Origin of the sequence: Microbacterium sp. NPDC064584 (genome assembly GCF_040687315.1) — a bacterium.
GTDB classification, from domain to species: Bacteria; Actinomycetota; Actinomycetes; order Actinomycetales; family Microbacteriaceae; genus Microbacterium; species Microbacterium lacus.
Window position 1 is genome coordinate 84,029 of the sequence record NZ_JBFBMZ010000008.1, and the last position, 26,538, is coordinate 110,566.

At 70.0% G+C, this 26,538-nt stretch carries 24 protein-coding genes, 2 tRNA genes and 1 pseudogene; 8 read left to right on the forward strand and 19 right to left on the reverse strand.

The features are described from left to right. The first annotated feature begins 43 nt into the window (after positions 1 to 43). The 3 genes from pstC to pstB are packed head-to-tail and all read left to right on the forward strand — an operon-like array spanning position 44 to position 2,919. Complete coding sequence (gene pstC / locus AB0P18_RS12305) at positions 44 to 985, forward strand: phosphate ABC transporter permease subunit PstC (RefSeq protein ID WP_344055160.1); 942 nt, start codon at positions 44 to 46, stop codon at positions 983 to 985. Between the two features lies 1 nt (position 986). Then, positions 987 to 2,105: a phosphate ABC transporter permease PstA gene (gene pstA / locus AB0P18_RS12310; protein ID WP_363360268.1), complete on the forward strand. Its 1,119-nt coding sequence runs from the start codon at positions 987 to 989 to the stop codon at positions 2,103 to 2,105. 34 nt (positions 2,106 to 2,139) lie between these two features. After that, positions 2,140 to 2,919, forward strand: a complete 780-nt coding sequence (gene pstB / locus AB0P18_RS12315; protein ID WP_344055164.1) for a phosphate ABC transporter ATP-binding protein PstB — start codon at positions 2,140 to 2,142, stop codon at positions 2,917 to 2,919. A gap of 13 nt (positions 2,920 to 2,932) precedes the next feature. On the opposite strand, the gene AB0P18_RS12320 is transcribed toward pstB, so the two are convergent. The 4 genes from AB0P18_RS12320 to sigK all read right to left on the reverse strand — a co-directional run bounded on the left by AB0P18_RS12320 (position 2,933) and on the right by sigK (position 5,993). Next, positions 2,933 to 3,817 (reverse strand): aminodeoxychorismate lyase, encoded by an 885-nt coding sequence (locus AB0P18_RS12320; RefSeq protein WP_363360269.1) that lies wholly within the window; start codon positions 3,815 to 3,817, stop codon positions 2,933 to 2,935. Positions 3,818 to 3,986: 169 nt separating this feature from the next. Continuing rightward, positions 3,987 to 4,625 (reverse strand): DNA-directed RNA polymerase subunit beta, encoded by a 639-nt coding sequence (locus tag AB0P18_RS12325; protein WP_363360270.1) that lies wholly within the window; start codon positions 4,623 to 4,625, stop codon positions 3,987 to 3,989. A gap of 34 nt (positions 4,626 to 4,659) precedes the next feature. Beyond that, positions 4,660 to 5,394: an anti-sigma factor gene (locus AB0P18_RS12330; RefSeq protein ID WP_363360271.1), complete on the reverse strand. Its 735-nt coding sequence runs from the start codon at positions 5,392 to 5,394 to the stop codon at positions 4,660 to 4,662. After that, entirely contained in the window at positions 5,391 to 5,993 is a 603-nt protein-coding gene (sigK, locus tag AB0P18_RS12335) for an ECF RNA polymerase sigma factor SigK (RefSeq protein WP_363360272.1), read from the reverse strand. Before sigK ends, AB0P18_RS12330 begins: the two co-directional genes overlap by 4 nt. A 216-nt stretch (positions 5,994 to 6,209) precedes the next feature. Between sigK and AB0P18_RS12340 the strand changes: the two genes are divergently transcribed. Beyond that, positions 6,210 to 6,869, forward strand: a complete 660-nt coding sequence (locus tag AB0P18_RS12340) for a fasciclin domain-containing protein (RefSeq protein ID WP_344055174.1) — start codon at positions 6,210 to 6,212, stop codon at positions 6,867 to 6,869. A gap of 235 nt (positions 6,870 to 7,104) precedes the next feature. Here AB0P18_RS12340 and AB0P18_RS12345 read toward each other — a convergent pair. From AB0P18_RS12345 to AB0P18_RS12405, 13 genes and pseudogenes are all read right to left on the reverse strand, one after another. Beyond that, positions 7,105 to 7,177, reverse strand: a tRNA-Lys gene (locus AB0P18_RS12345). 38 nt (positions 7,178 to 7,215) lie between these two features. Further along, entirely contained in the window at positions 7,216 to 7,794 is a 579-nt protein-coding gene (locus AB0P18_RS12350) for an isochorismatase family protein (protein ID WP_363360273.1), read from the reverse strand. A gap of 25 nt (positions 7,795 to 7,819) precedes the next feature. Next, positions 7,820 to 8,215: a hypothetical protein gene (locus tag AB0P18_RS12355; protein WP_344055177.1), complete on the reverse strand. Its 396-nt coding sequence runs from the start codon at positions 8,213 to 8,215 to the stop codon at positions 7,820 to 7,822. A gap of 72 nt (positions 8,216 to 8,287) precedes the next feature. Beyond that, positions 8,288 to 8,363 (reverse strand) — tRNA-Thr (locus tag AB0P18_RS12360). Between the two features lie 74 nt (positions 8,364 to 8,437). Next, entirely contained in the window at positions 8,438 to 10,012 is a 1,575-nt protein-coding gene (locus AB0P18_RS12365) for an alpha/beta hydrolase (protein WP_363360274.1), read from the reverse strand. Further along, on the reverse strand, positions 10,009 to 11,199 hold the full coding sequence (locus AB0P18_RS12370; RefSeq protein ID WP_344055181.1) for a DNA polymerase III subunit delta': 1,191 nt from the start codon (positions 11,197 to 11,199) through the stop codon (positions 10,009 to 10,011). Before AB0P18_RS12370 ends, AB0P18_RS12365 begins: the two co-directional genes overlap by 4 nt. A 9-nt stretch (positions 11,200 to 11,208) precedes the next feature. Further along, entirely contained in the window at positions 11,209 to 11,874 is a 666-nt protein-coding gene (gene tmk / locus AB0P18_RS12375; protein WP_363360275.1) for a dTMP kinase, read from the reverse strand. Next, positions 11,874 to 14,603: pseudogene (gene topA, locus AB0P18_RS12380) on the reverse strand (type I DNA topoisomerase); the annotation flags it as partial. The gene tmk and the pseudogene topA, both read right to left, overlap by 1 nt. Positions 14,604 to 14,679: 76 nt before the next feature. Beyond that, complete coding sequence (locus AB0P18_RS12385; RefSeq protein ID WP_363360276.1) at positions 14,680 to 15,000, reverse strand: helicase; 321 nt, start codon at positions 14,998 to 15,000, stop codon at positions 14,680 to 14,682. Continuing rightward, on the reverse strand, positions 15,000 to 15,335 hold the full coding sequence (locus AB0P18_RS12390) for a TadE family type IV pilus minor pilin (protein ID WP_363360277.1): 336 nt from the start codon (positions 15,333 to 15,335) through the stop codon (positions 15,000 to 15,002). Before AB0P18_RS12390 ends, AB0P18_RS12385 begins: the two co-directional genes overlap by 1 nt. Continuing rightward, the gene (locus tag AB0P18_RS12395) at positions 15,332 to 15,568 is read right to left on the reverse strand and encodes a DUF4244 domain-containing protein (protein ID WP_363360278.1); all 237 of its coding nucleotides are present in this window, start codon (positions 15,566 to 15,568) and stop codon (positions 15,332 to 15,334) included. The genes AB0P18_RS12390 and AB0P18_RS12395 overlap by 4 nt, the downstream gene beginning before the upstream one ends. 41 nt (positions 15,569 to 15,609) lie before the next feature. After that, positions 15,610 to 16,590 (reverse strand): type II secretion system F family protein, encoded by a 981-nt coding sequence (locus AB0P18_RS12400; RefSeq protein ID WP_363360279.1) that lies wholly within the window; start codon positions 16,588 to 16,590, stop codon positions 15,610 to 15,612. After that, positions 16,575 to 17,630, reverse strand: a complete 1,056-nt coding sequence (locus tag AB0P18_RS12405) for a TadA family conjugal transfer-associated ATPase (RefSeq protein WP_363360280.1) — start codon at positions 17,628 to 17,630, stop codon at positions 16,575 to 16,577. The genes AB0P18_RS12400 and AB0P18_RS12405 overlap by 16 nt, the downstream gene beginning before the upstream one ends. Before the next feature lie 432 nt (positions 17,631 to 18,062). On the opposite strand from AB0P18_RS12405, the gene acs reads away from it, so the two are divergent. Then, complete coding sequence (gene acs / locus AB0P18_RS12410) at positions 18,063 to 20,030, forward strand: acetate--CoA ligase (protein ID WP_363360281.1); 1,968 nt, start codon at positions 18,063 to 18,065, stop codon at positions 20,028 to 20,030. 11 nt (positions 20,031 to 20,041) lie between these two features. Here the strand turns inward: acs and AB0P18_RS12415 are convergent, their stop codons facing one another. Both AB0P18_RS12415 and AB0P18_RS12420 read right to left on the reverse strand, forming a co-directional pair. Continuing rightward, a complete protein-coding gene (locus AB0P18_RS12415) occupies positions 20,042 to 20,512 on the reverse strand; it encodes a RidA family protein (RefSeq protein WP_363360282.1) in 471 nt (156 codons plus the stop codon). Continuing rightward, entirely contained in the window at positions 20,509 to 20,730 is a 222-nt protein-coding gene (locus AB0P18_RS12420) for a hypothetical protein (protein ID WP_344055199.1), read from the reverse strand. Before AB0P18_RS12420 ends, AB0P18_RS12415 begins: the two co-directional genes overlap by 4 nt. Positions 20,731 to 20,827: 97 nt before the next feature. On the opposite strand from AB0P18_RS12420, the gene AB0P18_RS12425 reads away from it, so the two are divergent. From AB0P18_RS12425 to AB0P18_RS12435, 3 genes are all read left to right on the forward strand, one after another. Then, positions 20,828 to 23,641 carry a transglycosylase domain-containing protein gene (locus AB0P18_RS12425; RefSeq protein ID WP_363360283.1) on the forward strand — a complete coding sequence of 938 codons (2,814 nt, stop codon included), beginning with the start codon at positions 20,828 to 20,830 and terminating at the stop codon, positions 23,639 to 23,641. Beyond that, positions 23,641 to 24,576, forward strand: coding sequence for a metallophosphoesterase (locus AB0P18_RS12430; protein ID WP_363360284.1), 936 nt, complete (start codon positions 23,641 to 23,643; stop codon positions 24,574 to 24,576). The genes AB0P18_RS12425 and AB0P18_RS12430 overlap by 1 nt, the downstream gene beginning before the upstream one ends. 111 nt (positions 24,577 to 24,687) lie before the next feature. Continuing rightward, a complete protein-coding gene (locus tag AB0P18_RS12435; protein WP_363360285.1) occupies positions 24,688 to 26,511 on the forward strand; it encodes a hypothetical protein in 1,824 nt (607 codons plus the stop codon). Positions 26,512 to 26,538 lie beyond the last annotated feature (27 nt).

The following is a 26,538-nucleotide window of genomic DNA, read 5'->3' on the forward strand; positions in this document are numbered from 1 at the left end:
GCCGGGCATTCCTCCCCACCCCTCCCACCACGAACGGGACCTCATGACGACCACCACCGCGCGGCCTGCCCGAACCGTGCAGCGAGCCGGCGACCGTTGGTTCTCCCGCACCGCGCTGTTCGCCGGATCCATGATCCTGGTGACGCTCGCGGCGGTAGCGATCTTCCTTTTCGTGCAGTCCATCCCCGGCGTCACGGCCACGAACGAAGACGCGTCGATCATCACGACGAACTTCTGGGACTACGTCTGGCCGCTCGCCTTCGGCACGGTCTGGGCCTCCATCCTGGCGCTGATCATGGCGGTCCCCCTCGCCGTCTGCGTCGCGCTCTTCATCTCGCACTACGCACCGCGCCGGCTCGCCCAGACGCTCGGCTACATCGTCGACCTGCTGGCCGCGGTCCCCTCTGTCGTCTTCGGCCTGTGGGGCATCCTCGTCCTCGCCCCGGCGGTCCAGCCCGTCTACGCCTGGCTGGTGGAGAACGCCGGGTGGTTCCCGCTGTTCGGCGGTCCGGTCTCGGCCACCGGCCGCACGATCTTCACCGCCGCGATCGTGCTCGCGGTCATGGTCGTCCCGATCATCACCGCGATCTGCCGTGAGATCTTCCTACAGACCCCCGTCCTCCACGAAGAAGCCGCTCTTGCGCTCGGGGCGACCCGCTGGGAGATGGTGCGCATGGCCGTCTTCCCGTTCGCCCGCAGCGGCATCGTCTCGGCATCCATGCTCGGACTCGGCCGCGCGCTCGGCGAGACGATGGCCGTCGCGATGGTGCTCTCCGCCTCCGGCGTGATCACCTTCCAGCTCTTCACCGCCCGCAACCCCTCGACGATCCCGGCCAACATCGCCCTCACGTTCCCCGAGGCGTACGGCACGAACATCAACGTGCTGATCGCGACCGGTCTGATCCTGTTCATCGTCACCTTCGCCGTCAACGCGCTCGCGCGCTGGATCGTCAGCCGCCGCAAGGAATTCTCGGGAGCCAACTGACATGACGACGACGCAGACCCCTCCTGTTCCCGAGACGGCGGCCCTTCGACCCGTCGCGCCGCACTCCTCGGTGTCACTCACGAGCGGCCGCCTCCCGCGGTGGGCACCGTGGGGACTCCTGGGTCTGACCGCCGCCGCGGTCGCCCTGGTGTTCGCGATGCTCGCCGTCGCCGGCGAGACGGAGTTCAGCTTCGCCGGCTGGGCGATCGTGTCCGCGATCGGCTACCTCGTGCTCATCACCGTGATCTCCTCGATCGTCGAGGGCAGCCGCAAGGCCGTCGACCGGCTCGTGACCGGCATCGTGAGCGTCGCCTTCCTCATCGCGATGGTGCCGCTCGTCTCGGTCGCGTACACCGTCGTCGTCAACGGCGTCGCCGCCTTCTCCGCGGAGTTCTTCTCGAACTCGATGCGCAATGTCGTGGGCGAGGGCGGCGGCATCCTGCACGCGATCGTCGGGACGCTCCTGATCACGCTCGCCGCGGCGGTCATCTCGATCCCGATCGGCATCTTCACCGCGATCTACCTCGTCGAATACGGCGACGGCAAGCGCCTCGCGCGCGGCATCACGTTCCTCGTGGACGTCATGACCGGCATCCCCTCGATCGTCGCAGGTCTGTTCGCGTACGCGCTGTTCGCGCTGTTCCTCGGGCCCGGCATCCGCCTCGGCATCATGGGCGCGATCGCGCTGTCGGTCCTCATGATCCCCGTGGTGGTCCGCTCGAGCGAAGAGATGCTGCGGCTCGTGCCCAACGAGCTCCGCGAGGCCGCGTACGCGCTCGGCGTGCCCAAGTGGCTCACGATCCTCAAGGTCGTGCTGCCGACCGCGATCGCCGGCATCACGACCGGCGTCATGCTGTCGATCTCCCGCGTGATCGGCGAGACGGCGCCGCTGCTGCTGACAGCCGGTGTGGCGACCTCGATGAACTACAACCTGTTCGAGGGTCGCATGATGACCCTCCCGGTCTTCGCCTACACGCAGTACATGAACCAGGGCATTCCCGCCCAGGCCTACATCGACCGCGCCTGGGGCGCGGCGCTCGTACTGATCCTGATCGTCATGGCCCTGAACCTCGTGGCGCGTCTGGTCGCGAAGGTCTTCTCCCCCAAGCTCGGCCGCTGAGCGGCCTCCCACCCGAATCGAATCAAGAGGAATCGTGTCCAAGAGCATCGAAGTAAGCGATCTGAACGTCTACTACGGCGACTTCCTGGCCGTCGAAGGCGTGTCGCTGGACATCGAGCCGCGCAGCGTGACCGCGTTCATCGGCCCGTCGGGCTGCGGCAAGTCGACGTTCCTGCGCACCCTCAACCGCATGCACGAGGTCATCCCGCGGGCTCGCGTCGAAGGCAAGGTTCTGCTGGACGGCGACGACCTCTACGGTCCGAACGTCGACCCCGTCCTGGTGCGCCGTCAGGTGGGCATGGTGTTCCAGCGCCCCAACCCGTTCCCGACGATGTCGATCAAGGAGAATGTGCTGGCAGGGGTCAAGCTCAACAACAAGCGCCTGTCGAAGTCCGACGCGGACGCACTCGTGGAGAAGTCGCTGCAGGGCGCGAACCTCTGGAACGAGGTGAAGGACCGCCTCGACAAGCCCGGTTCCGGGCTCTCCGGCGGGCAGCAGCAGCGTCTGTGCATCGCTCGCGCGATCGCCGTGTCGCCCGAGGTGATCCTGATGGACGAGCCGTGCTCGGCCCTGGACCCGATCTCGACGTACGCGATCGAGGAACTCATCGGTGAGCTGAAGAACGACTACACCGTCGTGATCGTCACGCACAACATGCAGCAGGCGTCGCGGGTGAGCGACAAGACGGCGTTCTTCAACATCGCCGGCACCGGCAAGCCGGGCAAGCTCATCGAATACGACGACACCCGCTCGATCTTCACGACCCCGAGCGTCCAGGCGACCGAGGACTACGTCTCCGGTCGCTTCGGGTGATCCGCAGCGCGGATCAGTCGCGCGGGCTCAGCAGATAGTCGTTGAGCCGCGGGGTGAGATCGAGATCCACCGGGAGGCGCACACCGTCGATCTCACGGATCGGCGCGGCCAGACGCACGGAGGACACCAGCCACGCGGCATCCGCTCGTCCCAGATCCGCGGCGGTCACCTCTCGCGAGGCGGTGGAGCCGCCTTCGCTCCGCAGCCACGAGAAGATGCTCGCCTGCGTGGTTCCCGGAAGGATGCCGCCCGCCGGCGTCGGCGTGACGAACACGCCGTCGATGCGCGCGATGAGTGAGGCCGTCGGCGCCTCGAGCACCACGCCGTCGGAGGTGACGAACAGCGCATCGTCCGCGCCTCGGCGCTTCGCCTCACGGATGGCCGCCATGTTGACCGCGTACGAGAGGGTCTTCGCACTCTGCAGCAGCCAGGGCACACGCAGGGGCGCGCCGCTGTCGTAGCCGCGGTCGAGGGTCGCGATCCGGATCCCCTCCTGGCGCGCCGCCGTGAAATCGGCCGCCGGCGCCGCAGTGACCCATGCCGTCGGACCCGCTCCGTGTTCGATCCCGCGGCTCAGGATGAGCTTGATGACGCTCTCCCCCGGTCCGCAGCCGCGGGCCACCCGCTCGATCGCCTGCCGCCACTGCTCCGCGTGCGGCACGGGAAGATCGCAGAGCTCCGCCGATCGCGCGAGCCGTCGAAGGTGCGCGTCCACCTCCTGGGGATGGGACCCGACGACTCCCAAAGACTCGAAGACCCCGTCGCCCCGCTGCGCGCTCAGCTCGCCGAGCGGCAGCACCGGCGATGACGGATCCACCGCGCGGAACGTCGCGGAGAAGTCCGTGCGGCTGTCGTCGGATGCCGCGGGTTCGATCACGAGCGCCAGGTGCCAGGCCATCCTCCGAGCCTATCCAGACGGCATCCGGGAATGCCCGCCGTCGCCCCTCGGTTACACTGGAACAGCCGGGCCGCAGTAACCCCGGGCTCCATCTTCTGCCGCCGAGAGCGGCCTCGCGCCGAGAGGCGTTCTGCGGCCCGGCACTCACGTGTCCGGGCTCGGTCCGCGGTCAGGTCAGGGACTGGCGTCGCCACAGCGCGGCGCACGCGGTCAGATCCGTCGCGTAATCGGCCAGGCGCAGCGCGCGGGTCGTCAGCGCCGCCGCACGGTCGGGTTCGGTGTGGTCGTAGTCGTCGGCCAGGTGCGTCGCCCCGGACGCCTCCACACGGCAGAATGCCGCCGCGCGATCCAGGGCGACGGCGAAGTCCCCTTGGAAGAGCCCGCGCAGGATCGTGTCCACGAGCTGCACCAGCTCGTCCGGACCGGCCGGGGTCGGTGCGCCCGCGACGACCGGGTCGACGGAGGTGATCTCGACGCGGCCGCGTTCGTACAGCAGCGCCGCCGTCTGGGGGTCGTCGTGGATCATGAGCTGCACGAGATACAGCCGCCAGAGGGTGCCGGGCAGCGAACGCGCCGGTGACCGCGACCACAGCTCGGCGATGTCGTCGATTCCGTACTGCGCGGTGAAGGCCACGAGCCGGTCCACGACCTCGCCGTCGGGATCCTGGCGCGCCCGCGCGAGCAGCGCCGCGGCGGTCGAATGGGCGACCCGGGAGACCTCCGCCGGGTCCTCCGCGGCGAAGCGCCGATCGAAGAGTTCCGCTGGACGCCGAACAGGTTTGTGGAACTCCCTCGACTGATCGCTCACCTGATCAAGGCTACCCGCCGGGATCGGAGGGGGCTCAGGCGGTCTGGATCGCGAGGATCGGATCCGACGTCGGCTGGCCCGTCGGCGAACCGCCGGCCGGCTCGATCGTGACGGCGATCACGTCGCCGGACTCGACCGCTCCGTCCAGGAGCGCCGTGGCCGTTCCGTCGTCGCTCGCGAAGAGACCGGCGGGGATCGCACTGCCGTCGCGCACGAACCAGAGCTCGTACGTCTGGTCGTCGGAGATCTCGGGCAGCCCGTCGGTGACCAGGACGGTCTTGCCGACCGACTCCGACCAGTGCGCGGTGGCTTCGCCGCCGTCGGCGAGTGCGACGGTCTCGGACTGCGCGTCCGGCGCGGACTCGATCTGGTTCAGCGCGACCACCGACGCCGGCGTCGCCAGCATGTCGCCCACGAACACCGCGCCCCAGCCGACGCCGACCAGCAGCGCGAGGGAGGCCGCCAGCGCGAACCACGCCCGCGCACCCCAGCGCCGGGCCTTGACAGCGGTCGCACCGGCCGGTGCGAGCTCGGCTTCCGGCTGTGCGGTCGCGGCGATCTGAGCCAGCAAGGCGGCACGCAGATCGGGTGGCGGTGCCACCTCGACGACCTGGTCCGCCAGCAGCGCTGCTGTTGCGGCATCCGTCGACACGTGACGCTCCCACTCCGGATGCTGTTCCCGCGCCGCCTCGAAGACGGCGCGGTCTTCGGGCGACAACGCGTGCAGGGCGGCACCGGCCGCCAGCTCGGCGAAGTCCTTCTCGTTCACGATGTCACCCCCATCTCCACCCGAAGGCGGGACAGACCGTCCCGCATCCTCGTCTTGATCGTCCCCAGCGGCGCCCCCACAAGTGCCGCGATCTCGCTCTGACTGTAGCCCCCGAAATATGCGAGGGTGATGGCTTCCCGCTGAGGATCCGGGAGAGCGGCCAGTGCCTGTGACACCCGCTGCCCCTCGATCCTCAACTCGACCTCTTCCGAGACGCCGTCATGGGCGACGTCCATATCGCGGAAGCCCACGCGTACATCACGATCGGCACTGGACTGCGCGGACCGCACGCGGTCCACCGCTCTCCGGTGTGCGATCGTGAGAACCCACGATCTTCCCTGACCTTTGTTCGGAGCGAAGCGCGCGGCGGATTGCCAGATCTCGAGGAAGACCTCCTGGAGGACCTCCTCGCTCTGCGAACGGTCCACCAGGACGCGGAGGATGAGGCCGAAGGCGCGGGGCGAGAGCATGTCGTACAGGCGAGCGAAGGCCGCCTGATCCCCGCCGGCGATGCGCTGCAGCAGCTCGCCGGCATGATCGACGCCGTCTGCTGCGTCTTCGGGGACTTCCACGCCATCGATCACCACACGTCCCAGCATGCCTTAGTACCGCGCGCGCGAGCGCACGCGACGCGACGGTTGACACGTGCCCGGATGCCGCACTCGAGAAACGATCCCGAAAAAGTTCCCATCCGATCGCGGCAGGGCCCCGAAGACCCTGTGTAGGCCGGATCGACCAGGATCACCGACTCGGTCGGCCCACAGCACCACTAGCAGCGCGGTTCCGCCCGGAACCGCTGTAACGAGGAGGACAAGATGTCCCGCAAGAAGCTGTATCTGCTCGGACCCCTGGCCGTCGCCGCAGCAATCGCCCTGAGCGCATGTTCGCCCATGTCGAGCGGTTCGACCACGGAAGAGACCACCGCCCCGCCGGCGGCAGAGGAGACCATGGCGCCCGAGGCGACGATGGATCCGGCCGCCAACCTGGTCGGCCCCGGTTGCGCCGCCTACGCCGAGGCAGTGCCGGACGGCGCCGGTTCGGTCGCGGGCATGGCTGTCGACCCGGTGGCCACCGCCGCATCGAACAACCCGCTGCTGAAGACGCTCGTCGCGGCTGTCTCCGGTCAGCTGAACCCCGACGTCAACCTCGTCGACACCCTGAACGGTGACGAGTTCACCGTGTTCGCCCCGGTCGACGACGCGTTCGCGAAGATCGACCCCGCGACGATCGAGACGCTCAAGACCGACAGCACGCTGCTGACGTCGATCCTGACGTACCACGTGGTTCCCGGCCAGATCGCGCCCGACGAGATCGACGGCACGCACGCCACCGTGAACGGCGCCGACCTCGAGGTCACCGGCAGCGGCGACGACATCGTCGTCAACGGCCAGTCCGCCGTGATCTGTGGTGGCGTCCAGACCGCCAACGCGACCGTGTACCTCATCGACACGGTGCTGATGCCTCCGGCTCAGTGATCACAGACGCCTGACGCTCTTCGTCAGGCCCCTGGGGGCGGGACGACCGCCGGCGCCTGCGAGGTGGTGCCGGCGGTCGTTTCGACCAGGGAGAGGGGACGTCACCGCGGTGACGTCCCCTCTTTCGTCTTTCCCGCTGTGGGCCCCGTGGGGCTCGTCCCCGCGGTGGACTCTCGACGACACGCGGCCGAAAAGCCGTGAGGGACGCCGCTGGCGCGGCGTCCCTCACTGCTTGTGGGCCCCGTGGGGCTCGAACCCACGACCCGCGGATTAAAAGTCCGATGCTCTACCGACTGAGCTAGAGGCCCGCCCGTCCAGCCTACTTCGCTCCAGCGGGCGTGAACGCTCAGCCGCCGGACCCCACGACCTCGGCCCCGGCCGCCTCGATCTCCGCGAGCGCGGCGGCGCTCGACTCGGGATGCACCCCGGCGACCAGGTCGGTGAACACGCGCACCCGACGGCCGTGCGCGAGCGCGTCCAGCGCGGAGGCGCGGACGCAGTAATCGGTCGCGAGTCCCACGACGTCGATGTCGCGGATGCCGTACTCGTCGAGCAGCGCGGCAGCGGTGTTCCCGTCATCCGACACCCCCTCGAACAACGAGTAGGCAGGCTTTCCCTGCCCCTTCTTCAGGTGGTGCGTGACCGCGGTGGTGTCGAAGACGTCGTCGTAGGCGGCGCCGTACGTGTCCGCGACGCAGTGCACCGGCCACGTGTCGACGAAGTCCGGCGCGGGCGAGAAATGACCGCCGTTGTCGTTGTCGCCGTCGTGCCAGTCCCGCGAGGCCACGACGATCTCGTAGTCAGAGGAGTGCGCGGCCAGGTACGTGCTGATGCGCTCCGCGACCTCGTCGCCGCCGGTCACACCGAGCGCGCCCCGCTCGGTGAAGTCGTTCTGGACGTCGACGATGAAAAGCGCTCTGCTCATCCTCCGAGCGTACGACCGCGCGGACTCAGCCGCGCGCGAACAGGAGCACGCCGGACAGGATCAGGGCGATCGTGCCGAGGCCGATGAGGCCCGCGGCGAGCAGGGCGAGCGCACGTACGAGGGGCGAGCGCTGGGTGAGCCGCATCCGGTTGTTCCAGCCGCGGCGCGCGAAGATGTCGTACATCGAGGCATCGCCGACGGCAGCGAGCTGCTCGTGGTTCAACGGAGCCTCGTTGACACCGCCCGCCTCATCGAACCAGCGGACGACCTTTCCGTGATCGGTCGACTCCACCACCGCACGCACCGGGACCCACGTTCCGTCGAACAGATAGGCGACGAGTGCGACGCCGGCGAGGAAGGCGCCTGCGCCGAACCCGATCCACGTGAAGATCTCGATGACCGCGTCCAGCGCTGGGCCCATGGCGGTGATCCACCCCTGTCCGTCGGCGAACCTCGTGACTCATGGTCGCCGGCGCGACCTGCGGAAAACGTGTGGAGCCACCTGAGAGAATCGAACTCTCGACCTTCTCATTACGAGTGAGATGCTCTGCCGACTGAGCTAAGGTGGCGCGCGCCGCTTGCGCGATGCACGATCAGCAATCCTACAGTGTCCGCGGCGCCCTCGCGAACGCGCGGCCCCCGCTCACTCGCAGCGCAGCCCGTCCTGCGGAACTGTTCCCTCGAGCAGATACGCCTCGACCGCGTCGTCCACACACGCGTTGCCCTTGTTGTATCCGGTGTGACCCTCACCCACGCGCGTGATGAGGACGCCCGAGCTCAGCTGGTCGGCAAGGGAGACCGCCCACTCGTACGGCGTCGCCGGGTCGTTCGTGGTGCCGATCACCACGATCGGGGCGGCCCCGTCGGCCGTGATCGCGCCGCGGGTGCCGGTCGGCGGGTACGGCCACACCGCGCAGGGGTCGGGCCCGGACCAGTACGGGGCGACCGTCGGCGCCTCGGCCGCGATGCGGGCGTCGCTCGCGGCCTTCGCCGCCTCGGAATCCTCCAGCGGATAGTCCATGCAGTTGTACGCCCGGAACGCCTCGGTCGAGTTGTCCAGGTAGGCGCCGTCCTGCCGGTTGTAGTAAAAGTCGGCGAGCTGGAGCGCGACGTCGGGGTTGCCCTGCAGCGCCTCGCTGAGGGCGCCGGTCAAATAGGGCCAGCTGTCCTGCGAATACAGCGCCGCGATGATTCCGGTCAGAAGCGAGTCGGCCCCGAGCTGACGGCCGTCGGAGGCCGGCAACGGTGACTGATCGACGCTTGCGAGCAGAGTGCCGAGATCGGCCATCCCCTCGTCGACCGTCCCGCTGAACGGGCAGTCGGACTGCGTCAGACAGTCGGCCATGTACGCGCGCAGGGCGTTCTCGAACCCGATCGCCTGGATCGTGCTGACGTCGCTGCCCGGGATCGCGGGGTCGATCGCGCCGTCCAGCACGAGGCGGCCGACCCGTTCGGGGTACAGCTTCGCGTACGTCGCCCCGAGGAAGGTGCCATACGAGTACCCGAGGTAGTTGAGCTTCTTGTCGCCGAGCACCGCCCGCAGCAGGTCCATGTCGCGGGCGGCGTTCTCGGTCGTGATGAACGGCAGGATGCCGTCGCTGTTGGCTTCGCACGCGGCGGCGAACTGCGCATTCTGCTCGTCGCGGTCCGCCGTCCACGCGTCCGAACCACGCGGGTCGGCCGGGATGTCGAACAGGTAGGAGTCCATGGCCGCGGCATCCAGGCACGTCACGGCCGTGGACTCCCCCACGCCGCGCGGGTCGAACCCGATCACGTCGTACTTCTCCTGCAGGGCGGAACCGACGGCGTAGTCGATGCTGTCGCGGATCAGCCCGACACCGCTCGCGCCCGGGCCGCCGGGGTTGGTCAGGAGCGAGCCGATCGCCTCGCCGGAGTCGGCCCGCTGCCGGATGACGGACAGCTCGATCTCACCGGTCGCGGGGTTCTCCCAGTCCAGCGGCGCCGTGACGGTCGTGCACTCGAACGCCCCGCACGCCGACCACGCCAGCTCCTGCTCGTAGAAGGGCAGCAGATCGTCCGCGACGCCGTCGGTGTCCGGCGGCAGACTCGCGGTCGAGGTGGGGCGGGACTCGGGGATCAGCGAGTACAGACAACCCGAGAGCGCGAGCGAAGCGGTGACGACGCCCGCCAGCACCGCGAGCACGCGTCGGGTGCGTCGCGAAGACCGGAAAGGGACGGAGGGGATGCTGGTGTTCACGGAGTCCTCCCGCTCGCGACGGTGACGAGCATGCTTTCGAGGGCGAGGGTGGGGGCGACGTTCTGCTCGAGGTTGCGACGTGTTTCGGCGATCCGGTCGAGAACGGTCAAGGTGCGGTCGGTGGGCCACGCCGCGGCGAGGGCGCGGAGCTCGGCATCGAGTTCACGGTTGATCAGCTCGGATCCGCCGGCGCCGCCTCTGCCGAACTGCAACATCACGACGTCGCGGAACATCGACTGCAGGTCCGTCAGCACGCGGTCGATGCCGTCGCGAAGACTGCGGGTCGCACGACGCTTCTGATCATCCTCGAGCGCGCTCAGCTGCGAGCGGACCGAAGGGGGCACCGCGGCGCCCTCCGCGATTCCGAGCGTGCGCAGGAGCGAGGCCCGCTCGGCCTCGTCTCGCTCGGCGGTGAGGGCCTTCGCGTCGTCCGTGGCCGCGGCGACCACACGCCCGGCGACCTCGACCGCATCGCCGACGCTCCGCACCGCGAGGACGCCGCGGAGCATGGCATCACGCCGCGCGCGGGCGGCGTCATCCGTCGCCAGCCGCTGCGCCATGCCGATATGGCGCTGAGCGTGACGCGCGGCCTGCTCGGCGATGACCGGGTCGGCACCGGTGCGCTGGGTGATGAGCCGTGCGACGTCGGCGACGTCGGGCTCACGCAGCCGCAGCGTGCGCACTCGTGAGCGGATCGTCGGGAGCAGATCCGCCTCGCTCGGAGCGCACAGCAACCAGACCGTGCGCTCGGGCGGCTCTTCGAGAGCCTTGAGCAGAACGTTGGAGGTCCGCTCGACCATGCGGTCGGCGTCCTCCATCACGATCACGCGGTATCGACCGAGCGAGGGACTGAAGTAGGACCGCTCGACGAGGGACCGGGCGTCCTTGATGGAGATGATGACGCCTTCGGTGCGCAGTGCGGTCATGTCCGGGTGCGTGCCCGCCAGCACCTGCCGCATCGCGGACTCGTCACCGTCTTCCGCGATCAGCGCCGCGGCGAACGCGTAGGCGAGGGTGGAACGGCCGGATCCGGGCGGCCCGGTGATGAGCCAGGCGTGCGTCATCGACGCGGGGTCGGATGCCGCCTCCCGCAGCGTCGCGACGGCGTCGTCCTGCCCCCACACGGCACCCCACGGCAGCTCGGCGGGGATGGCCGCAGAGGCGTCGACGACCGCACTGCTGCTCATCGCCCCAGCCTAATCGGCGCCGCCGACGGTGCCGCCGCGCTCGCGGGCGTCCCACAGCGCCTGCACGCGGCCCTGGATGTCCGTGGCGAGGTCAGCCGGTGAGCGCGACGCGTCCAGGACGAGGAACCGCTCGGGTTCGGCTGCGGCGAGCGCCAGGAACTCGGCCCGTACGCGGTCGTGGAACGCCGAGGCCTCGGCCTCGAGGCGATCGAAGGGCTTGTCGTCGGCATCCAGCCGCTCGCGCGCCGCGGTCGGATCGAGATCGAGCAGCACGGTGAGATCGGGAAGCAGCCCCTCCGTCGCCCACAGGGAGAGCTCACGGACTTCGTCGCGCCCGAGGACTCGGCCGGCGCCCTGGTAGGCGACGGAAGAATCGAGGTAGCGGTCCTGGATCACCACGGCGCCCCGCTCGAGAGCCGGGCGGACGAGGTGCTCGATGTGATGGGCGCGATCTGCGGCGTAGAGCAGCGCCTCCGCACGCGCCGCGATCTCGCCGCGATGGTGCAGCACGATGTCGCGGATGAGGACGCCGACCTCGGTGCCGCCCGGCTCCCGTGTGCGCACGACCGTGCGCCCGCGCGCGCGGAGCCACTCCTCCAGGAGCGCGGATTGGGTGGTCTTACCCGCCCCGTCGCCGCCCTCGAGCGTGATGAACAGTCCGCGGCCGTCCGTCACTTCTTCGCCGGCGCCTTGCGAGCGGTCGTCTTGCGCGTCGTGGTCCGCTTGGGAGCGGGCCCCTTCGCGCGCTTGTCGGCGATCATCTGCACGGCGATCTCGTACGTGATGTCGGCGACGGTCTGACCACGCGGAATCGTGACGTTCGTCTCTCCGTCGGTGACGTACGCGCCGAAACGGCCGTCCTTCACCCGGATGGGCTTGCCGCTGACCGGGTCGTTGTCGAATTCGGCGAGCGCCGCCGACGCCCGGCGCGCTCCGTACTTCGGCAGCGCGTAGATCGCGAGCGCCTGCTCGAGCGAGATGTCGAAGATCTGCTGCTCGGAGTCCAGCGTCCGGGAGTCCGTGCCCTTCTTCAAGTACGGCCCGTATCGCCCGTTCTGCGCGGTGATGACCTCGCCCGACTCGGGGTCGGTGCCGACGGTGCGTGGCAGTTCGAGGAGTCGGAGCGCCGTCTCCAGATCGATCGTGTCCACCGACATCGACTTGAACAGCGACGCGGTCCGAGGCTTGGGGGCGGCATCCTTCTTCGCGCCCCGCGCCGCGGTCTTCTTCTTCGGCGCCTCCTCGACGATCTCCCCGGTGCTCTCGTCCACCGCCGTGGGGTCCTCGGGTTCGGTCTCCTCGATGTACGGACCGAAGCGGCCGTCCTTCACGATCACGAGCTTGCCGTTCTCGGGGTTCTCGCCGAGTACGCGATTGCCCGCGACCGGCGCGTCGATCAGCTCCTGGGCGCGCTCGGGGGTCAGTTCGTCGGGCGCGAGGTCTTCGGGGATGTTGACCCGCCGGGGCGGGGCGTCCGGGGCCGCGGGGTCCACGACGTCCAGGTACGGACCGTATTTGCCGAAGCGCAACGTCACGGTGTCGCTGATGCGGGTCGCGTTCAACTCGCGCGCGTCGATCTCGCCGAGATTCTCGACGATGTTGCGCAGGCCGGGGTGCGCGTCCGAGCCGAAGTAGAACTCCTTGAGCCACGCCGTGCGCTGCTGCTCTCCGCGGGCGATCGCATCGAGGTCGTCCTCGAGCGCCGCGGTGAAATCGTAGTCGACGAGGTCGGCGAAGTGCTCCTCGAGGAGGCGCACGACGCTGAACGCGAGCCAGCTGGGCACGAGCGCCTGCCCGCGCTTGGTGACGTAGCCGCGGTCGAGGATCACGTCGATGATGCTCGCGAACGTCGACGGCCGGCCGATGCCCTTCTCCTCGAGCGCCTTGACCAGGCTCGCCTCGGTGTAGCGGGGCTTCGGCGAGGTCGAGTGCCCCTTGGGCTCGACGTCCTTCATGCGCAGCGTGTCGCCGACCGCCAGGACCGGCAGCGACTGGTCGTCGGCCTTGTCCGCGTCGCTGCGCTTCTCGTCGCGCCCCTCTTCGTAGGCCTCCAGGAAGCCCTTGAAGGTGTAGACGGTGCCGGATGCCGTGAACTCGGCGTGCTGCGCCTTTCCGTCCACCGGTGCATCGACGGCGAGCGTCACTGTCGTCGTCTCGTACTTCGCGTCCGACATCTGGCTGGCGATCGTCCGCTTCCAGATCAGGTCGTACATGCGCTGCTCGTCGCGGTCGAGCTCCGAGGACACCGAGGCGGGAGTGCGGAACTGCTCACCGGAGGGGCGGATCGCCTCGTGCGCCTCCTGCGCGTTCTTGCTGTTGCTGCGGTACACCCGCGGGTTCAGCGGGACCGCTTTCTCGCCGTAGAGCGCCACGGCCTGTTCGCGCGCCGCGCGGATCGCCTGCGTGCTCAGCGCGACCGAGTCGGTGCGCATATAGGTGATGAAGCCCTTTTCGTAGAGGCGCTGCGCGACGCTCATCGCGTGCTTCGCACTCATGGAGAGCTTGCGGCCGGCCTCCTGCTGGAGGGTGGAGGTCGTGAAGGGCGCCCGCGGGCTGCGGGTTCCGGGCTTGGACTCCAGCGCGGTGACGAGGGCTTCGCCGACCTTCTCGATGGCGGCTGCAAGCGCGCGGGCCTGAGCCTCGTCGAGGACGACGACGACCTTCTTCAGCTCGCCGCGGTCGTCGAAATCCCCACCGCGCGCGAGCGGTGAACCGTCGACGCGGGCGAGGCGCGTCGTGAACGACTCGCCGGCTTTGCCCGCGAGCGCTTCGACGTCCCAGTAGCCGGCCGAGACGAACGCCATGCGCTCGCGTTCGCGTTCGACGACCATCCTGGTCGCGGCGGACTGGACGCGACCGGCGCTCAGCGCGGCACCCTCGCGGCCGCTGCCGACTTTCCGCCAGAGGACCGGCGAGACATCCCAGCCGTAGAGGCGGTCCAGGACCCGGCGGGTCTCCTGGGCGTCAACGAGGGCGAGATCCAGTTCCCGGGTGTTGTCCACCGCCGCCCGGATCGCATCCTTCGTGATCTCGTGGAACACCATGCGGTGCACGGGGACCTTGGGCTTGAGCACCTCGAGCAGATGCCAGGCGATCGCCTCGCCCTCGCGGTCCTCATCTGTCGCGAGCAGGACCTCATCGGCGCCCTTGAGCGCGCGCTTGAGCTCGGCGACCGTCTTCGTCTTGCGGTCGTTGACCACGTAATAGGGGTCGAAGTCGTTGTCGATGTCGATCGAGTACTTGCCGTACGCGGTCTTCTTCTCAGCCGGGATGTCCTTCTTGCTCGCGAGATCGCGAATGTGTCCGACCGAGCTGAGCACCTCGTAGTCGTCGCCGAGGTAGCCCTGGATCGACTTCATCTTCGTCGGTGACTCGACGATGACGAGCTTCTTGCCTGTAGCCAACGGGGGCGTCCTTTCGTCGTTGCACACCATACACACACAAAACTTGTGCTCCGCCCCACGGAGCCGTCCGCGACGGCTAGCCCGGCGCTGGGCCTGCGCGGGCGGATGCCGAAGCCGAGACCCGTGCGAAGACCGCCGACACCGTCACGGTGGCTACGAGCTCGTCGAGATCGCAGCGCGTGAGCGTCGCGCCCATCGTCGCGGCGATCTCCGCGGCGCGCCCGCACGGCACTCCGGCCGCAGCTCCGGATGCGGTGTCGGCGGCCGCGAGCGCGGCGGCGTCCGCCGCCCCGGCGAGTCGCTGCGAGAACGTGGCCGCCGCACCGACACCGCATCCCCCGACCACCAGGGTCGCGGCGCACGCCAGCACGCCGAGCGAGAGCATCGCACCGGCCATCAGAGGCCACCCGCGAGGGCGCACGCCCGCGCCGTGAGGGTGAGCGCGATCATTGGCGCCACCGCGCTCGCCGTGACGCAGACCACGTCTCCGACTCGCTCGACGCCGGTCGTCGACCCGGCGACGGCGGACTGCATGACCTGCGCCGCCCGCGCGTCCGGCTCACCTCGCGCGACGATCCGTGCCGCATCGGACGCCGCATCCTGCAACCGCACCGACATGCCGCTCGCGCTCACCGCACCGGCGCCGAAGAGGAGGACGAGCACCACGGCGGGGAGCGCGATCGCGAACTCGGCGACCACGGACCCGCGCTCGCCGAGTCCGCGGCCCGTCATGCGACGGTGAGGGCGCGTCGGACCAGATCGGTGAGGATGCCGCGCACCTCGTCGCTGCGCATGATCACCACCAGGAGCCCGGCGAAGGCCACGGCCGCCATCGTGGCGATCGCGTATTCGGCGGTGGCCGCGCCCGTCTCGGCCGAGGGCGCCGCGCCGCGGTGGTAGTAGAGACGGAGCGCGCGACGGCGGGTGAGCCGCGGCACGGCGGGTGTGGTGGAGTGCGGGGACATGGGATTCCTTTCCTTGGGACCGGACACGGATGGGGCGCGACTCAGACCGGCGACGGCATCGTCGTCATGACGCTGAGAAGCATGGGAGCCACTCCCAGCAGCAGGAACGCCGGCAGCGTGCAGACGCCGAGCGGCAGCAGGAGGGCCGTCGACAGACGCGCGGCCCGGAGCCTCCCCTCGACCCGCGCGCGGTGCCGGGCGAGCGTCGACGCGGCGCGGAGCAGTTCGACCGCCGGGACGCCCGCGGTCCGCGAGAGCATCAGGACCCTGTCGGTCTCGGCATCCGACGGCGCGTCCGTCGCTTCGTGCACGAGGCGGCGGGCCCGATCGATCGACACACCCCCGCTGAGCGCGACGGCGAGCAGCTCCGCCTGGAGGCCGGGAATGCCCCCTTGTGGTCGGGCGCGTCGGACCAGCGCTGCGTTCCACCGGTGCGACGCGAAGATCAACGCCGCACCGAGCAGGAGGCACGCGATGCCGCCCGGACTGCCGATGAGCGTGCCCATCGTGTCGAACCCGAGCGCGACTCCCAGCACGATTGCGACGAGCGGGAGCCACGCCATGAGTCGTGCCGTCCCTGCGGGCTCCGCGAGAGCGACCCGGACGTCGTCGGCGGCCTCGGCCGCGTCCCGCAGCGCCGCCGCGAGCGCGCGCAGGCTCTCCGCCATCGGCGCGCCGACCGCAGCGGCCACCTGCCACGCCGCGGCGATGTCACGCCAGGCGACGGGTGCCGTCGCCTCGGACGGCGGGAGACGCCGTCTGCGGGTCGGGCCCGCGGGCTCGTCGTCGGCAGCGGCGATCGCGTGGGCGAGAGGCGTGCCGCGTGTGTGCGCGTCGCGGATGCGTCCGGCCGCGATGTCGCCCGTGTCGGCGAGATATCCCCACGCCCGTTCCGGCGTGACACCTGCCTGGAGGAGGACCGCGAGCCGCAGCACGGTGTCGGGGATCCCGCCCGCACCAGCGCCGGGGCCACCGCGCCTCCGACGCAGGCCCCTTACGCGGGCCGTCATTCCGAGAACCACGGCAGCTCCTCGACGTCCACACGACCGGCGGGCCCCACGACCGGTCGACCGGCAGCCACCAGGCGGCGCACGCCGTCCGGGTCGCGCTGCACGTGGAGCACGAGGTGGATCGCACTGGCCGCCTGACGGGCAAGGGCGATGTCGCCCAGCCCCGCGAGCGCGCCGAGCGCTTCCAATCGGGCCGGGACGTCATGCAGTCCGTTCGCGTGGAGCGTCCCGGCCCCGCCGTCGTGCCCCGTGTTCAGCGCCGTGAGCAGTTCGCGCACCTCTTCACCCCGGCACTCCCCCACCACCAGGCGGTCGGGACGCATGCGCAGCGCCTCGCGGACGAGTCGTGCCAGCCCGACCGCTCCGGCGCCCTCGAGGTTCGGCTGACGCGCCTCCAGGCGCACGTGGTGCGGGTGATCCGGTGCGAGTTCGGCGACGTCCTCGATCGTGACGATGCGGTCGGAGTGCGGCACGCAGCCGAGCAGGGCCGTGAGGAGGGTGGTCTTGCCCGCGCCGGCCGACCCGGTGATCAGCATGTTCCGCCGTGTCAGGACGGCGTCCTCCAGCCGGGCTCGCGTCTCGGCGTCGAACATGCCCTGCCGCTGCAAGGCCTGCAGATCGGGATGCTGCAGGCGCGGCACGCGGATCGAGATCGCGGTGCCCTCCGCGGCGACCGGCGGGAGGACGGCGTGAACGCGGATGCCGCCCTCGAGGCGCACGTCCACGGCGGGTGCCGCGTCGTCGATGTGGCGGCCGCCGAGACCGATCAGGGCGACGGCCAGTTCGCGCACATCGTCTTCCTTCGACCGCCAGTGCGGAGCGCGCTCGGCTCCGGCTCCCCGGTCCACGAAGAGTCCCGAGTCGCCGTTGACGAAGATGTCGGTCACCGTCGGGTCCGCGAGGAACGCGGCGAACGGCTCGAGCGGCGCCGCAAGGGCCACCGCTGCCGGGCGCACGGCGGGTGCCGCACCCTTCGCCCGTCGCGCGCCGGGCTGCGGCGGCGCGGCGTCGTCGGCGACCACGCGGGGGGTGACCACGAATCGCTCGGACATGGCTCGACGCTAGGTCGCCGTCGCGTCCGCCACCCGCGACGGAGGCGCATCCGTGGACATCGGAGCGTGGAGGGCGCCTGGGGAGGAGCGGTCGGTCATCGGCCGCGCAGGGCCGGAAAGAAAAGGGGGCGGCATCCCATGGGGGGAATGGGATGCCGCCACGCGCGACACCGCATTTCGGGGGTGGGTCGGGTGCCGCAATGCCAGAATCGAAGTTCGGCCGGGGATGAGCATACGCACAATCGCAGACCGGTCAAAACGCTCTCATCTCCTCCTCACCGATATATCGCCGGGACGGCCGAGCGGCATCCGCTCGACCGAGGCTCCCCACTATCGGAGGTAGTGGGGCCGGGATCGCGTCGATAGGTTGTCCGTGACGCAGAGACGGGTCCCGCAGGCCCGTACCCGGAACGGCCCGCGAAGGAGCGAGCAATGAGCAGCCAGATCGACCACCTCCTCTCCGAGAGCAGGCGCTTCGCGCCGCCCGCGCAGTTCGCCGCGGATGCCGTCGCGACCGCCGACCTGTACGCGCAAGCAGCCGCAGACGACACCGGCTTCTGGGCGGCGCAGGCCCGCGAACTGCACTGGCACACCCCGTTCACCCAGGTGCTGGACTGGTCGAACCCCCCGTTCGCGAGCTGGTTCGCCGACGGCGAGCTCAACGTCGCGTACAACTGTCTCGATCGGCACGTGGAAGCCGGGAACGGCGAGCGCGTCGCGCTGCTGTGGGAAGGCGAGCCCGGCGACTCCCGCCACGTGACGTACGCGGAGCTGACGGACGAGGTGAAGAGACTCGCAAACGTGCTGCAGGACCTCGGGATCGGCGAGGGAGACCGCGTCGCGATCTACATGCCGATGATCCCCGAGGCGATCGCAGCGATGCTCGCCGTGGCACGCGTGGGCGCGATCCACTCGGTCATCTTCGGCGGATTCTCGGCCGACAGCCTGCGCTCGCGCATCGACGACGCCGGCGCGAAGCTCGTGATCACCGCCGACGGCGGCTACCGCAAGGGCAAGGTCAGCGCCCTGAAGCCCGCCGTCGACATGGCGCTCAGCGACCGCAACGGCTCGGGCGTGCAGGAGAGCGTGGAGCACGTGCTGGTGGTCCGGCGCGGAGGGAACGACGTCGAGTGGACCGAGGGCCGCGACATCTGGTGGCACGACGTCGTGCCTCAGGCCTCGGCAGAGCACGAGGCCCGCGCGTTCCCCGCTGAGACACCGCTGTTCATCCTCTACACCTCGGGCACCACCGGAAAGCCCAAGGGCATCATGCACACCTCCGGCGGGTACCTGACGCAGGCCGCCTTCAGCAACAGGGTCGTGCACGACCTGCACCCCGAAACGGACGTGTACTGGTGCACGGCCGACATCGGCTGGATCACCGGGCACAGCTACGTGACGTACGGACCGCTCGCCAACGGTGCGACGCAAGTGCTGTACGAAGGCACACCGGACACCCCGCACCCGGGCCGGTGGTGGGAGATCGTGCAGAAGTACGGCGTCACGATCCTCTACACGGCGCCGACCGCGATCCGCTCGTTCATGAAGCTCGGCCGCGCGATCCCGGAGCAGTACGATCTCTCGTCCCTCCGTCTTCTCGGCTCGGTGGGTGAGCCCATCAACCCCGAAGCGTGGATGTGGTACCGCAAGGTCATCGGCGGCAAGGTGGCCCCGATCGTGGACACGTGGTGGCAGACCGAGACCGGCGCGATCATGATCTCGGCACTGCCCGGCGTGACCGAGACGAAGCCGGGAAGCGCGCAGGTGCCGCTCCCCGGCGTGGCCGTCGAAGTCGTCGACGACGACGGCGTGCACGTGGGCAACGGCAACGGCGGACTCCTGGTGATCACCCGCCCTTGGCCGAGCATGCTGCGCGGCATCTGGGGCGACCCGGAGCGGTACAAGGAGACCTACTGGGACAAGTTCGCCGCGCAGGGCTACTACTTCGCGGGCGACGGCGCGCGGCTCGACGAGGACGGAGACGTGTGGCTGCTCGGCCGCGTCGACGACGTCATGAACGTGTCGGGCCACCGCTTGTCGACCACGGAGATCGAGTCCGCCCTCGTCGCGAACGAGGCGGTCGCCGAAGCCGCGGTCGTCGGGGCGTCGGACGAGACGACAGGCCAGGCGGTCGCCGCCTTCGTGATCATCAAGCAGAGCTATCTGGCGGCGCATTCGCCGGACGGCCTCGCACAGTCCCTGCGGGCCTGGGTCGGCGAGCAGATCGGCCCCATCGCGCGCCCCCGCGACGTCTACATCGTCGAGGAGCTCCCGAAGACGCGGTCGGGCAAGATCATGCGTCGACTGCTGCGCGACGTCGCAGAGGGCCGCGAGGTCGGCGACACGACGACCCTCGCCGACACCGCGGTGATGTCGGTGATCTCAGCGCAGGTGCGCTGAGATCACCGGAGTCACTCCGCGACGCTGAAGATCACTTCCACCTCGACCGGACTGTCCAGGGGAAGCACCGGCACGCCGACAGCGGATCGCGCGTGCCGGCCGGCGTCGCCGAAGATCTCGCCGAGCACTTCGCTCGCGCCGTTGATCACGCCCGGCTGCCCGGTGAAGTCCGGAACCGAGGCGACGAAGCCGACGACCTTCACGACGCCACTCAGGCGGTCCACTCCTCCGACCGCGGCGGCGGCGGCCGCCAGTGCGTTCAGCGCGCTCTGGCGGGCGTAACGCTGCGCGTCGGCGGGCGCGACGAGTCCGGGGCCGTCGCCGACCTTGCCTGCCTCCGGAAGCGCCCCCGACACCATCGGCAGCTGGCCGGCGGTGAACACCAGATCGCCGTGCGCCTTCGCGGGCACGTAGGCGGCGACGGGGGGGACGACGGACGGCAACTGGATGCCGAGCTCGGCGAGCCGGGCGGAGACGCTCATCGACCCGTCCCTTCGAACTGCGCGGCGGCCTGCGCCGCGGCATCCAGCCCCGCGTTGGCCGAACCCGCTCCGCTCGGCCGCTTGAGGTAGGCGACGAGCCCGCCCTCGGGGCCGGGCACGACCTGGACGAGCTCCCACCCCTGCTTGCCCCAGTTGTTGAGGATCGCGGCGGTGTTGTGGATCAGCAGGGGCGTGGTGAGGTACTCCCACGTTGTCATGGACTCTCCGATGCGTCGGGTGCGATGGCGGGCGCAGCGCAGTGCGCAGGCGCGTCCGTGAAGGGTTCGCCCAGCTAGCACCCTTACGATCAAGCCTATGCCTGAGAAGAAACGCACGGCTAGCGGTGTGGTCGGGGGCCTGCTGGGCCTGATCGGTCTGAGCGCCGCCGCGGGTGTCCTCATCACCGCTACCGTGACCCCCGCGATCGCCCTCACGGGTGCTGCCGCGACGAACGCGATCACGATGTTCGACAACCTCCCGAGCGTGCTCGACATCGACAAGCTCATGCTTCCGTCGACGATCGTGGCGATCAACCCCGCCGACGGGTCCGAGGTCGAGCTGGCCACGTTCTACGACCAGGACCGCTCCCCGGTCACCTTCGACCAGGTCACTCCGGTCATGTACGACGCGATCCTCTCCAGCGAGGACCCGCGCTTCTACCAGCACGGCGGCGTCGACCTGATCGGCACGTCCCGCGCACTCCTGCAGAACGTCCGCGGCGGCGGCGAGACGCAGGGTGGATCCTCGATCAGCCAGCAGTACGTCAAGAACGTCCTCATCCAGCGATGCGAGTCCAACGCAGACGCCGACGCCGTCGCCGAGCTGAACACGGCGGCGGAAGACGCCGCGGTCGCCGCAGCCGAGAAGGCCACGGCGGAAGCTGCGGACGGCGTCGCCGTCGACCCGGCGACGCTATACGTCGCACCGACCGCCGACGAGATCCGCGCGAAGACCGACGAGGTGCTCGCGAACTGCTGGACGGAGGCGACGACCGCTGCGGGCGCCGACGGCATTCAGCGCAAGCTGCAGGAGATGCGGTACGCGATCGCGCTCGAGCAGAAGTATTCCAAGAACGACATCCTCCTCGGCTACCTGAACATCGCGAACTTCGGCGGTCGCACGTACGGCGTCGACGCCGCGGCGAAGCGGTACTTCAGCGTGTCCGCGAAAGACCTCTCCGTCGCGCAGGCGGCGACGCTCGCCGGCATCGTGCAGAACCCGAACACCTACCGCATCGACCGCCCGGGCGGTTCGATCTTCGACGGCGACCTCGCCTACAACAAGGCGCCGGACGGCTCGATCGACGACGTCGATCCGCGCAGCATCCAGGCTCTGATCACCCTCCGCGACGAGGGGACGATCACCGACGAGCAGGTGCTCGCCGCCGCCGACGGCTACAGCGCGACGAAGGGGCGTCAGCTGTACGTCCTCAGCCGACTGCTGGACGACGGCAAGATCACGCAGGAGCAGTACGTCGCAGCGGCGATCGAGCCCATCACGCCCGTGCTGAGCCCGGCGGACACCGGCTGCAGCACCGCGGGCGGATCGGCCTACTTCTGTCAGTACGTCCGCGACATCGTCGAGAACGACCCGGCATTCGGCGCGACAGCCGACGAGCGCGAGAAGGCACTCAAGCGCGGCGGTCTGAAGATCTACACGACGCTCGACCTCCGCATTCAGGCGGCCGCCGAATCGGCGATGGTCGAGAACGTCCCCTCCTCCGTCGACTTCATGCGCCTCGGATCCACGATCGTCAGCATCGAGACGACGACCGGTCGCATCCTGTCGATCGCCCAGAACACCCAGTTCGCCGAGGACGCCAGCGCGGCATCCGATCCGAACAAGAGCGCCCTCGTCTTCGCCGGCGACTCCACGTACGGCTCGTCCGGCGGCTTCAACCCCGGCTCGACCTTCAAGCTCTTCACACTGATCGACTGGCTCGAGAAGGGCCACTCGGTCAACGAGACGCTGAACGGTCAGGTGCGCGTCATCAAGCGCATGACCAACTCGTGCGACGGGGACTGGGTCAACACGACGAACGACCGCGTCGGCAACTTCGGCGGCGGCGGCGGCTACACCGGCACGCCGATGCAGTTCACCGCCCAGTCGCTGAACTCCGGATACTTCGCGATGGCCGAGCAGCTGGACCTGTGCGACATCGAGAAGGTCGCCACGAAGATGGGCGTCACGAACGCCAGCACCGGCCAGCCCGTCGACGTGAACACCCAGTTCTCGATCATCGGCTCCAGCAACGTGTCGCCGATCGCGATGGCGGGTGCGTACGCCACGGTCGCGAACAACGGCATCTACTGCCAGCCCAAGGCGATCGACCGCGTCGTCGACTCCGACGGCGTGGAGATCACCCCACCCGCCCGCACGTGCACGCAGGTGCTCGACCCGAAGGTCGCCGCGACGGCCGCCTACGCGCTCGAAGGCGTCATGCAGCGCGGCGGCACCGGGTCGCAGGCGAACCCCTACGACGGCACGCCGTTGCTCGGAAAGACCGGAACGCACGAGACGTACCACACGTGGATGATCGAGTCGAGCACGAAGGTCACCACGGCCGCGTGGGTCGGCAACATCGAAGGACTCAACGACGTCTTCGAGCCGTTCGGCGGTCTCCGCTACATCCTGGCGCGTCAGACCCAGGAGGCCGCGGACTCCGCCTATGGGGGGGACGACTTCCCCGAGCCGGACTCGAACCTCACCCGCGTCATTCTTCGCGATCTTCCCAGCGTCATCGGCATGAGCGTCGATCAGGCGACGGCGACGCTCGAGAACGCCGGCTTCAGCGTGAATGTGGGCGACCCGGTCGACTCCGGCGAGGCCGAGGGCATCATCGCCGCGCAGAACCCCGGCGCCGGCCGCGTGAGCGGCGGGACGACGGTCACGATCAGCCCGAGCAACGGCCAGGGGCTCGCGGTGCCGGATGTCAGCGGCAAACAGCTCGACAAGGCCCTGAGCGATCTGCGCGGGTCCGGCTTCGGCAACGTCCAACCCGGCACGTGTACCGAGGACGAGTCCGCGGGCCCGCAGGGCAAGGCGACGAGCACGAATCCTGCGGCCGGGACCGTCGTGAACCGCAACGCGGCCATCACGGTCAACTACAGCCGCGCGAAGTGCACGTAGTGGCATCCTCCGCTGTGAAGACCGCCCTCGCCGCTCTCGGAGCGGTGGGGGCGGTCGGCGTGGGAGCCGCGACGTGGGGCATCGGCATCGAACGCTATCTCTTCACCGTCCGCCGACACGAGGTCGCTCTGCTGCCGCCGGGATCCGCATCCGTGCGCCTGCTGCACCTCTCGGACGCGCACATGGCGCCGTGGCAGCACCGCAAGCAGAGCTGGATGGCCGCGCTCGCGGAAACGTGGCAACCGGATCTCGTCGTGAACACCGGCGACAACATGGGCCACGAGCGGGGTCTGCAGGGCCTGCGAGTCGCACTGGACCCGCTGCGCGGCATCCCGGGGGCCTTCGTGCACGGATCCAACGACCACGCCGCGCCCAGCCCGCGCAATCCGCTGCTGTACTTCACCGGACCGTCGAAGGTGAAGCACACGAGCGAACCCCTCGACACCCGGGCGCTGGACGGCTACCTCGCCGACGAACTGGGCTGGCTCGACCTCAACAACACGGTGGGTTCTCTGCAGCTGCCCAGCGTGCGGATCGACGCGTTCGGTATCAGCGACGCCCATCGCGGATGGGATGACCTGAGTGTGCTCCCCGGGCTGCTCGAGAGGCTCCAGGCCGACATCGCTCCCGCCGCTGCGACGCTCGGGGTCACGCACGCGCCGTACCGGCGCGTGCTGGACTCGTTCACCGACCTCGGCGCGGACATGATCCTCGCGGGGCACACGCACGGCGGGCAGGTGCGCGTGCCCGGTTACGGCGCGCTCGTGGCGAACTGCGACATCCCCCTCCCGCAGGCGCGCGGCCTGAGCGAGTGGTCGCATCGAGGACGCATCGTGCCCCTGAACGTGAGCGCCGGGATCGGACACTCGATCTACGCCCCGGTGCGCTTCGCGTGCCGTCCGGAAGTGTCGCTCATCACGCTCACCTCGCGCTGACCGCGACTCCTCCCCAAGCGCCTCACCCGGCGGGTCGTCCACAGATCCGCGGCAGCCCCCGCCGCCGCGGCTGGGCGCGGGCGACGATCGGTTCGACCGATCGGAGCCGCTATGTCCCCCACCGTCCGCCGCACCGCTTCCCCTGCGCATCGCATCCTCGCCCGCCTCGTCGCGGCGCTCCTGGCCGCCTTCGTGCTGACCGGCGCAGGGTCGGTGGTCACTGCGCCGGCCGCGCACGCCGCCTCACAGGGAGCGGGCTTCGGCTCCTGGGCTCCGGTGTCCACCTACGGATGGCACGGGTCGATGCTCGTCGACGGGGTGCACACGTACTGCATCCTTCCGGGGCTCCCGGCCCCGACGGGTCCGAGCGCCGACCAGGGGGTGAGCGCGGGGGCGGCGGGCCTGAACCCGCAGCAGCTCACCGCGATCAACCACCTGGTCACCGTCTACGGGCAATCAGGCGATGCCGTGCAGTCCGCCGCCGTGGGATGGGCCGTGAAGGCGATCGCGAACTGGGACGAGACCCTTCACAGCTTCGGCTACGCGGGCGACTCCCTGGCCGGCGCGATCCATTGGACGTTCTCGGCCCTCGCCCCCGAGCACGACGCGGAGATCCAGAGACTCGCCGTCGCGTACTACGACGAAGCGCGGTCGATCCCGGCGGGCAGGGCGGCGGCATCCGGTCGGCTCGTCTTCCGCGCCGACGACGCCGACCCGGCAACGGGCTCGGTCCTCGTCGAGGCGACCACCACCGCCGCGGTCGGCACCGTCACGCTCGTCGGCGCCACGTTCGCGGCGAACGGGTCGCCGACCCTTGCGGACGTCGTTCCGGGCGTCGAGTACCCCATCGTGACCGTCCCGCCGACCCCCGGTCGCCCGTACGCCGTCAGCGGCTCCGGGCGGATGCGACTCACCGCGGTCGCCGCCGTCCGCCACTTCACCACGCCGGGCGGCCAGGACACCGCCGGGCCCGCCGGAGAGGTCGGCTTCGACGTCGCCGGATCGGATGCGGCGCCCCGCGTGCCACGATTCGCACCGACGATCGCCACCCACGTCGGATCGGCGTACGTGACCGGCGGCGGGTTCGTGGACGACGTCCGTTTCGCGGGGTCGCTCGCCGATTGGCCGCGAGCGGAGGACGGCACGCCGCTTCCCGTGACCGCCACCGCGGAGGTCTTCCGCACCGATTCCGCCCCCGTCCTCTCGGAGCACGTCCCGGAGGGTGCGCAGAGCGTGGGCTCGCTCGCGCTGACGACGGATGCCGGACCCGAGGCCGACTACCGGGTGTCCTCGCTGTGGGAGCTGCCGGAGCCGGGGTTCTACACCGCGGTGTGGCGCATCCGCGCGGAGGACCAGACCGGTGAGGTCCGCGATGCGCTGCCTCCGGGCTACTCGTGGAGCGAGCCTTTCGGCGAAGCAAGTCAGATCAGCCTCTGGAGCGACGTCTCGTCGCTCGCGCAGGCCACCGCGGTGGTGGGTGAGCCGCTGAGCGACAAGATCATCGTCCGAGGGCCGATCCCTCCCGGTGGCCTGACAGTGACATCGACGGTCTACCTCGCCGCCGACGGCGTGCCGCCGAGCGAGGCCTGCGTGGACGCGGCCCTCGTGTGGACGAGCGACGCGCACGTGATGCTCGAGCCGGGGGAACACGTCGTGACGTCGCCCGCGGTGTCCCGAGCCGGCACGTACTACTGGCAGGAGCGCGCCGTCGACGCCGCCGGCGCGCTCGTGCACAGGGGGACATGCGGCGTCGCCCACGAGACGACGCTCGTCGGCACGGCACCCCCGCCGCCGTCACCGAGAGCACTCGCCGCGACGGGCACTCCCGTCCCGGCCGGCGCCGTCTCCGGAATCGGGATCGCGCTCCTCGCCGCCGGTGGAGCGCTTCTCGGGCTCCGGAGGCACGGGCACCGGACGGGTCCACGCAGCCGGTGAGTCGCCGCGGTTCGGACCACGCTCCGC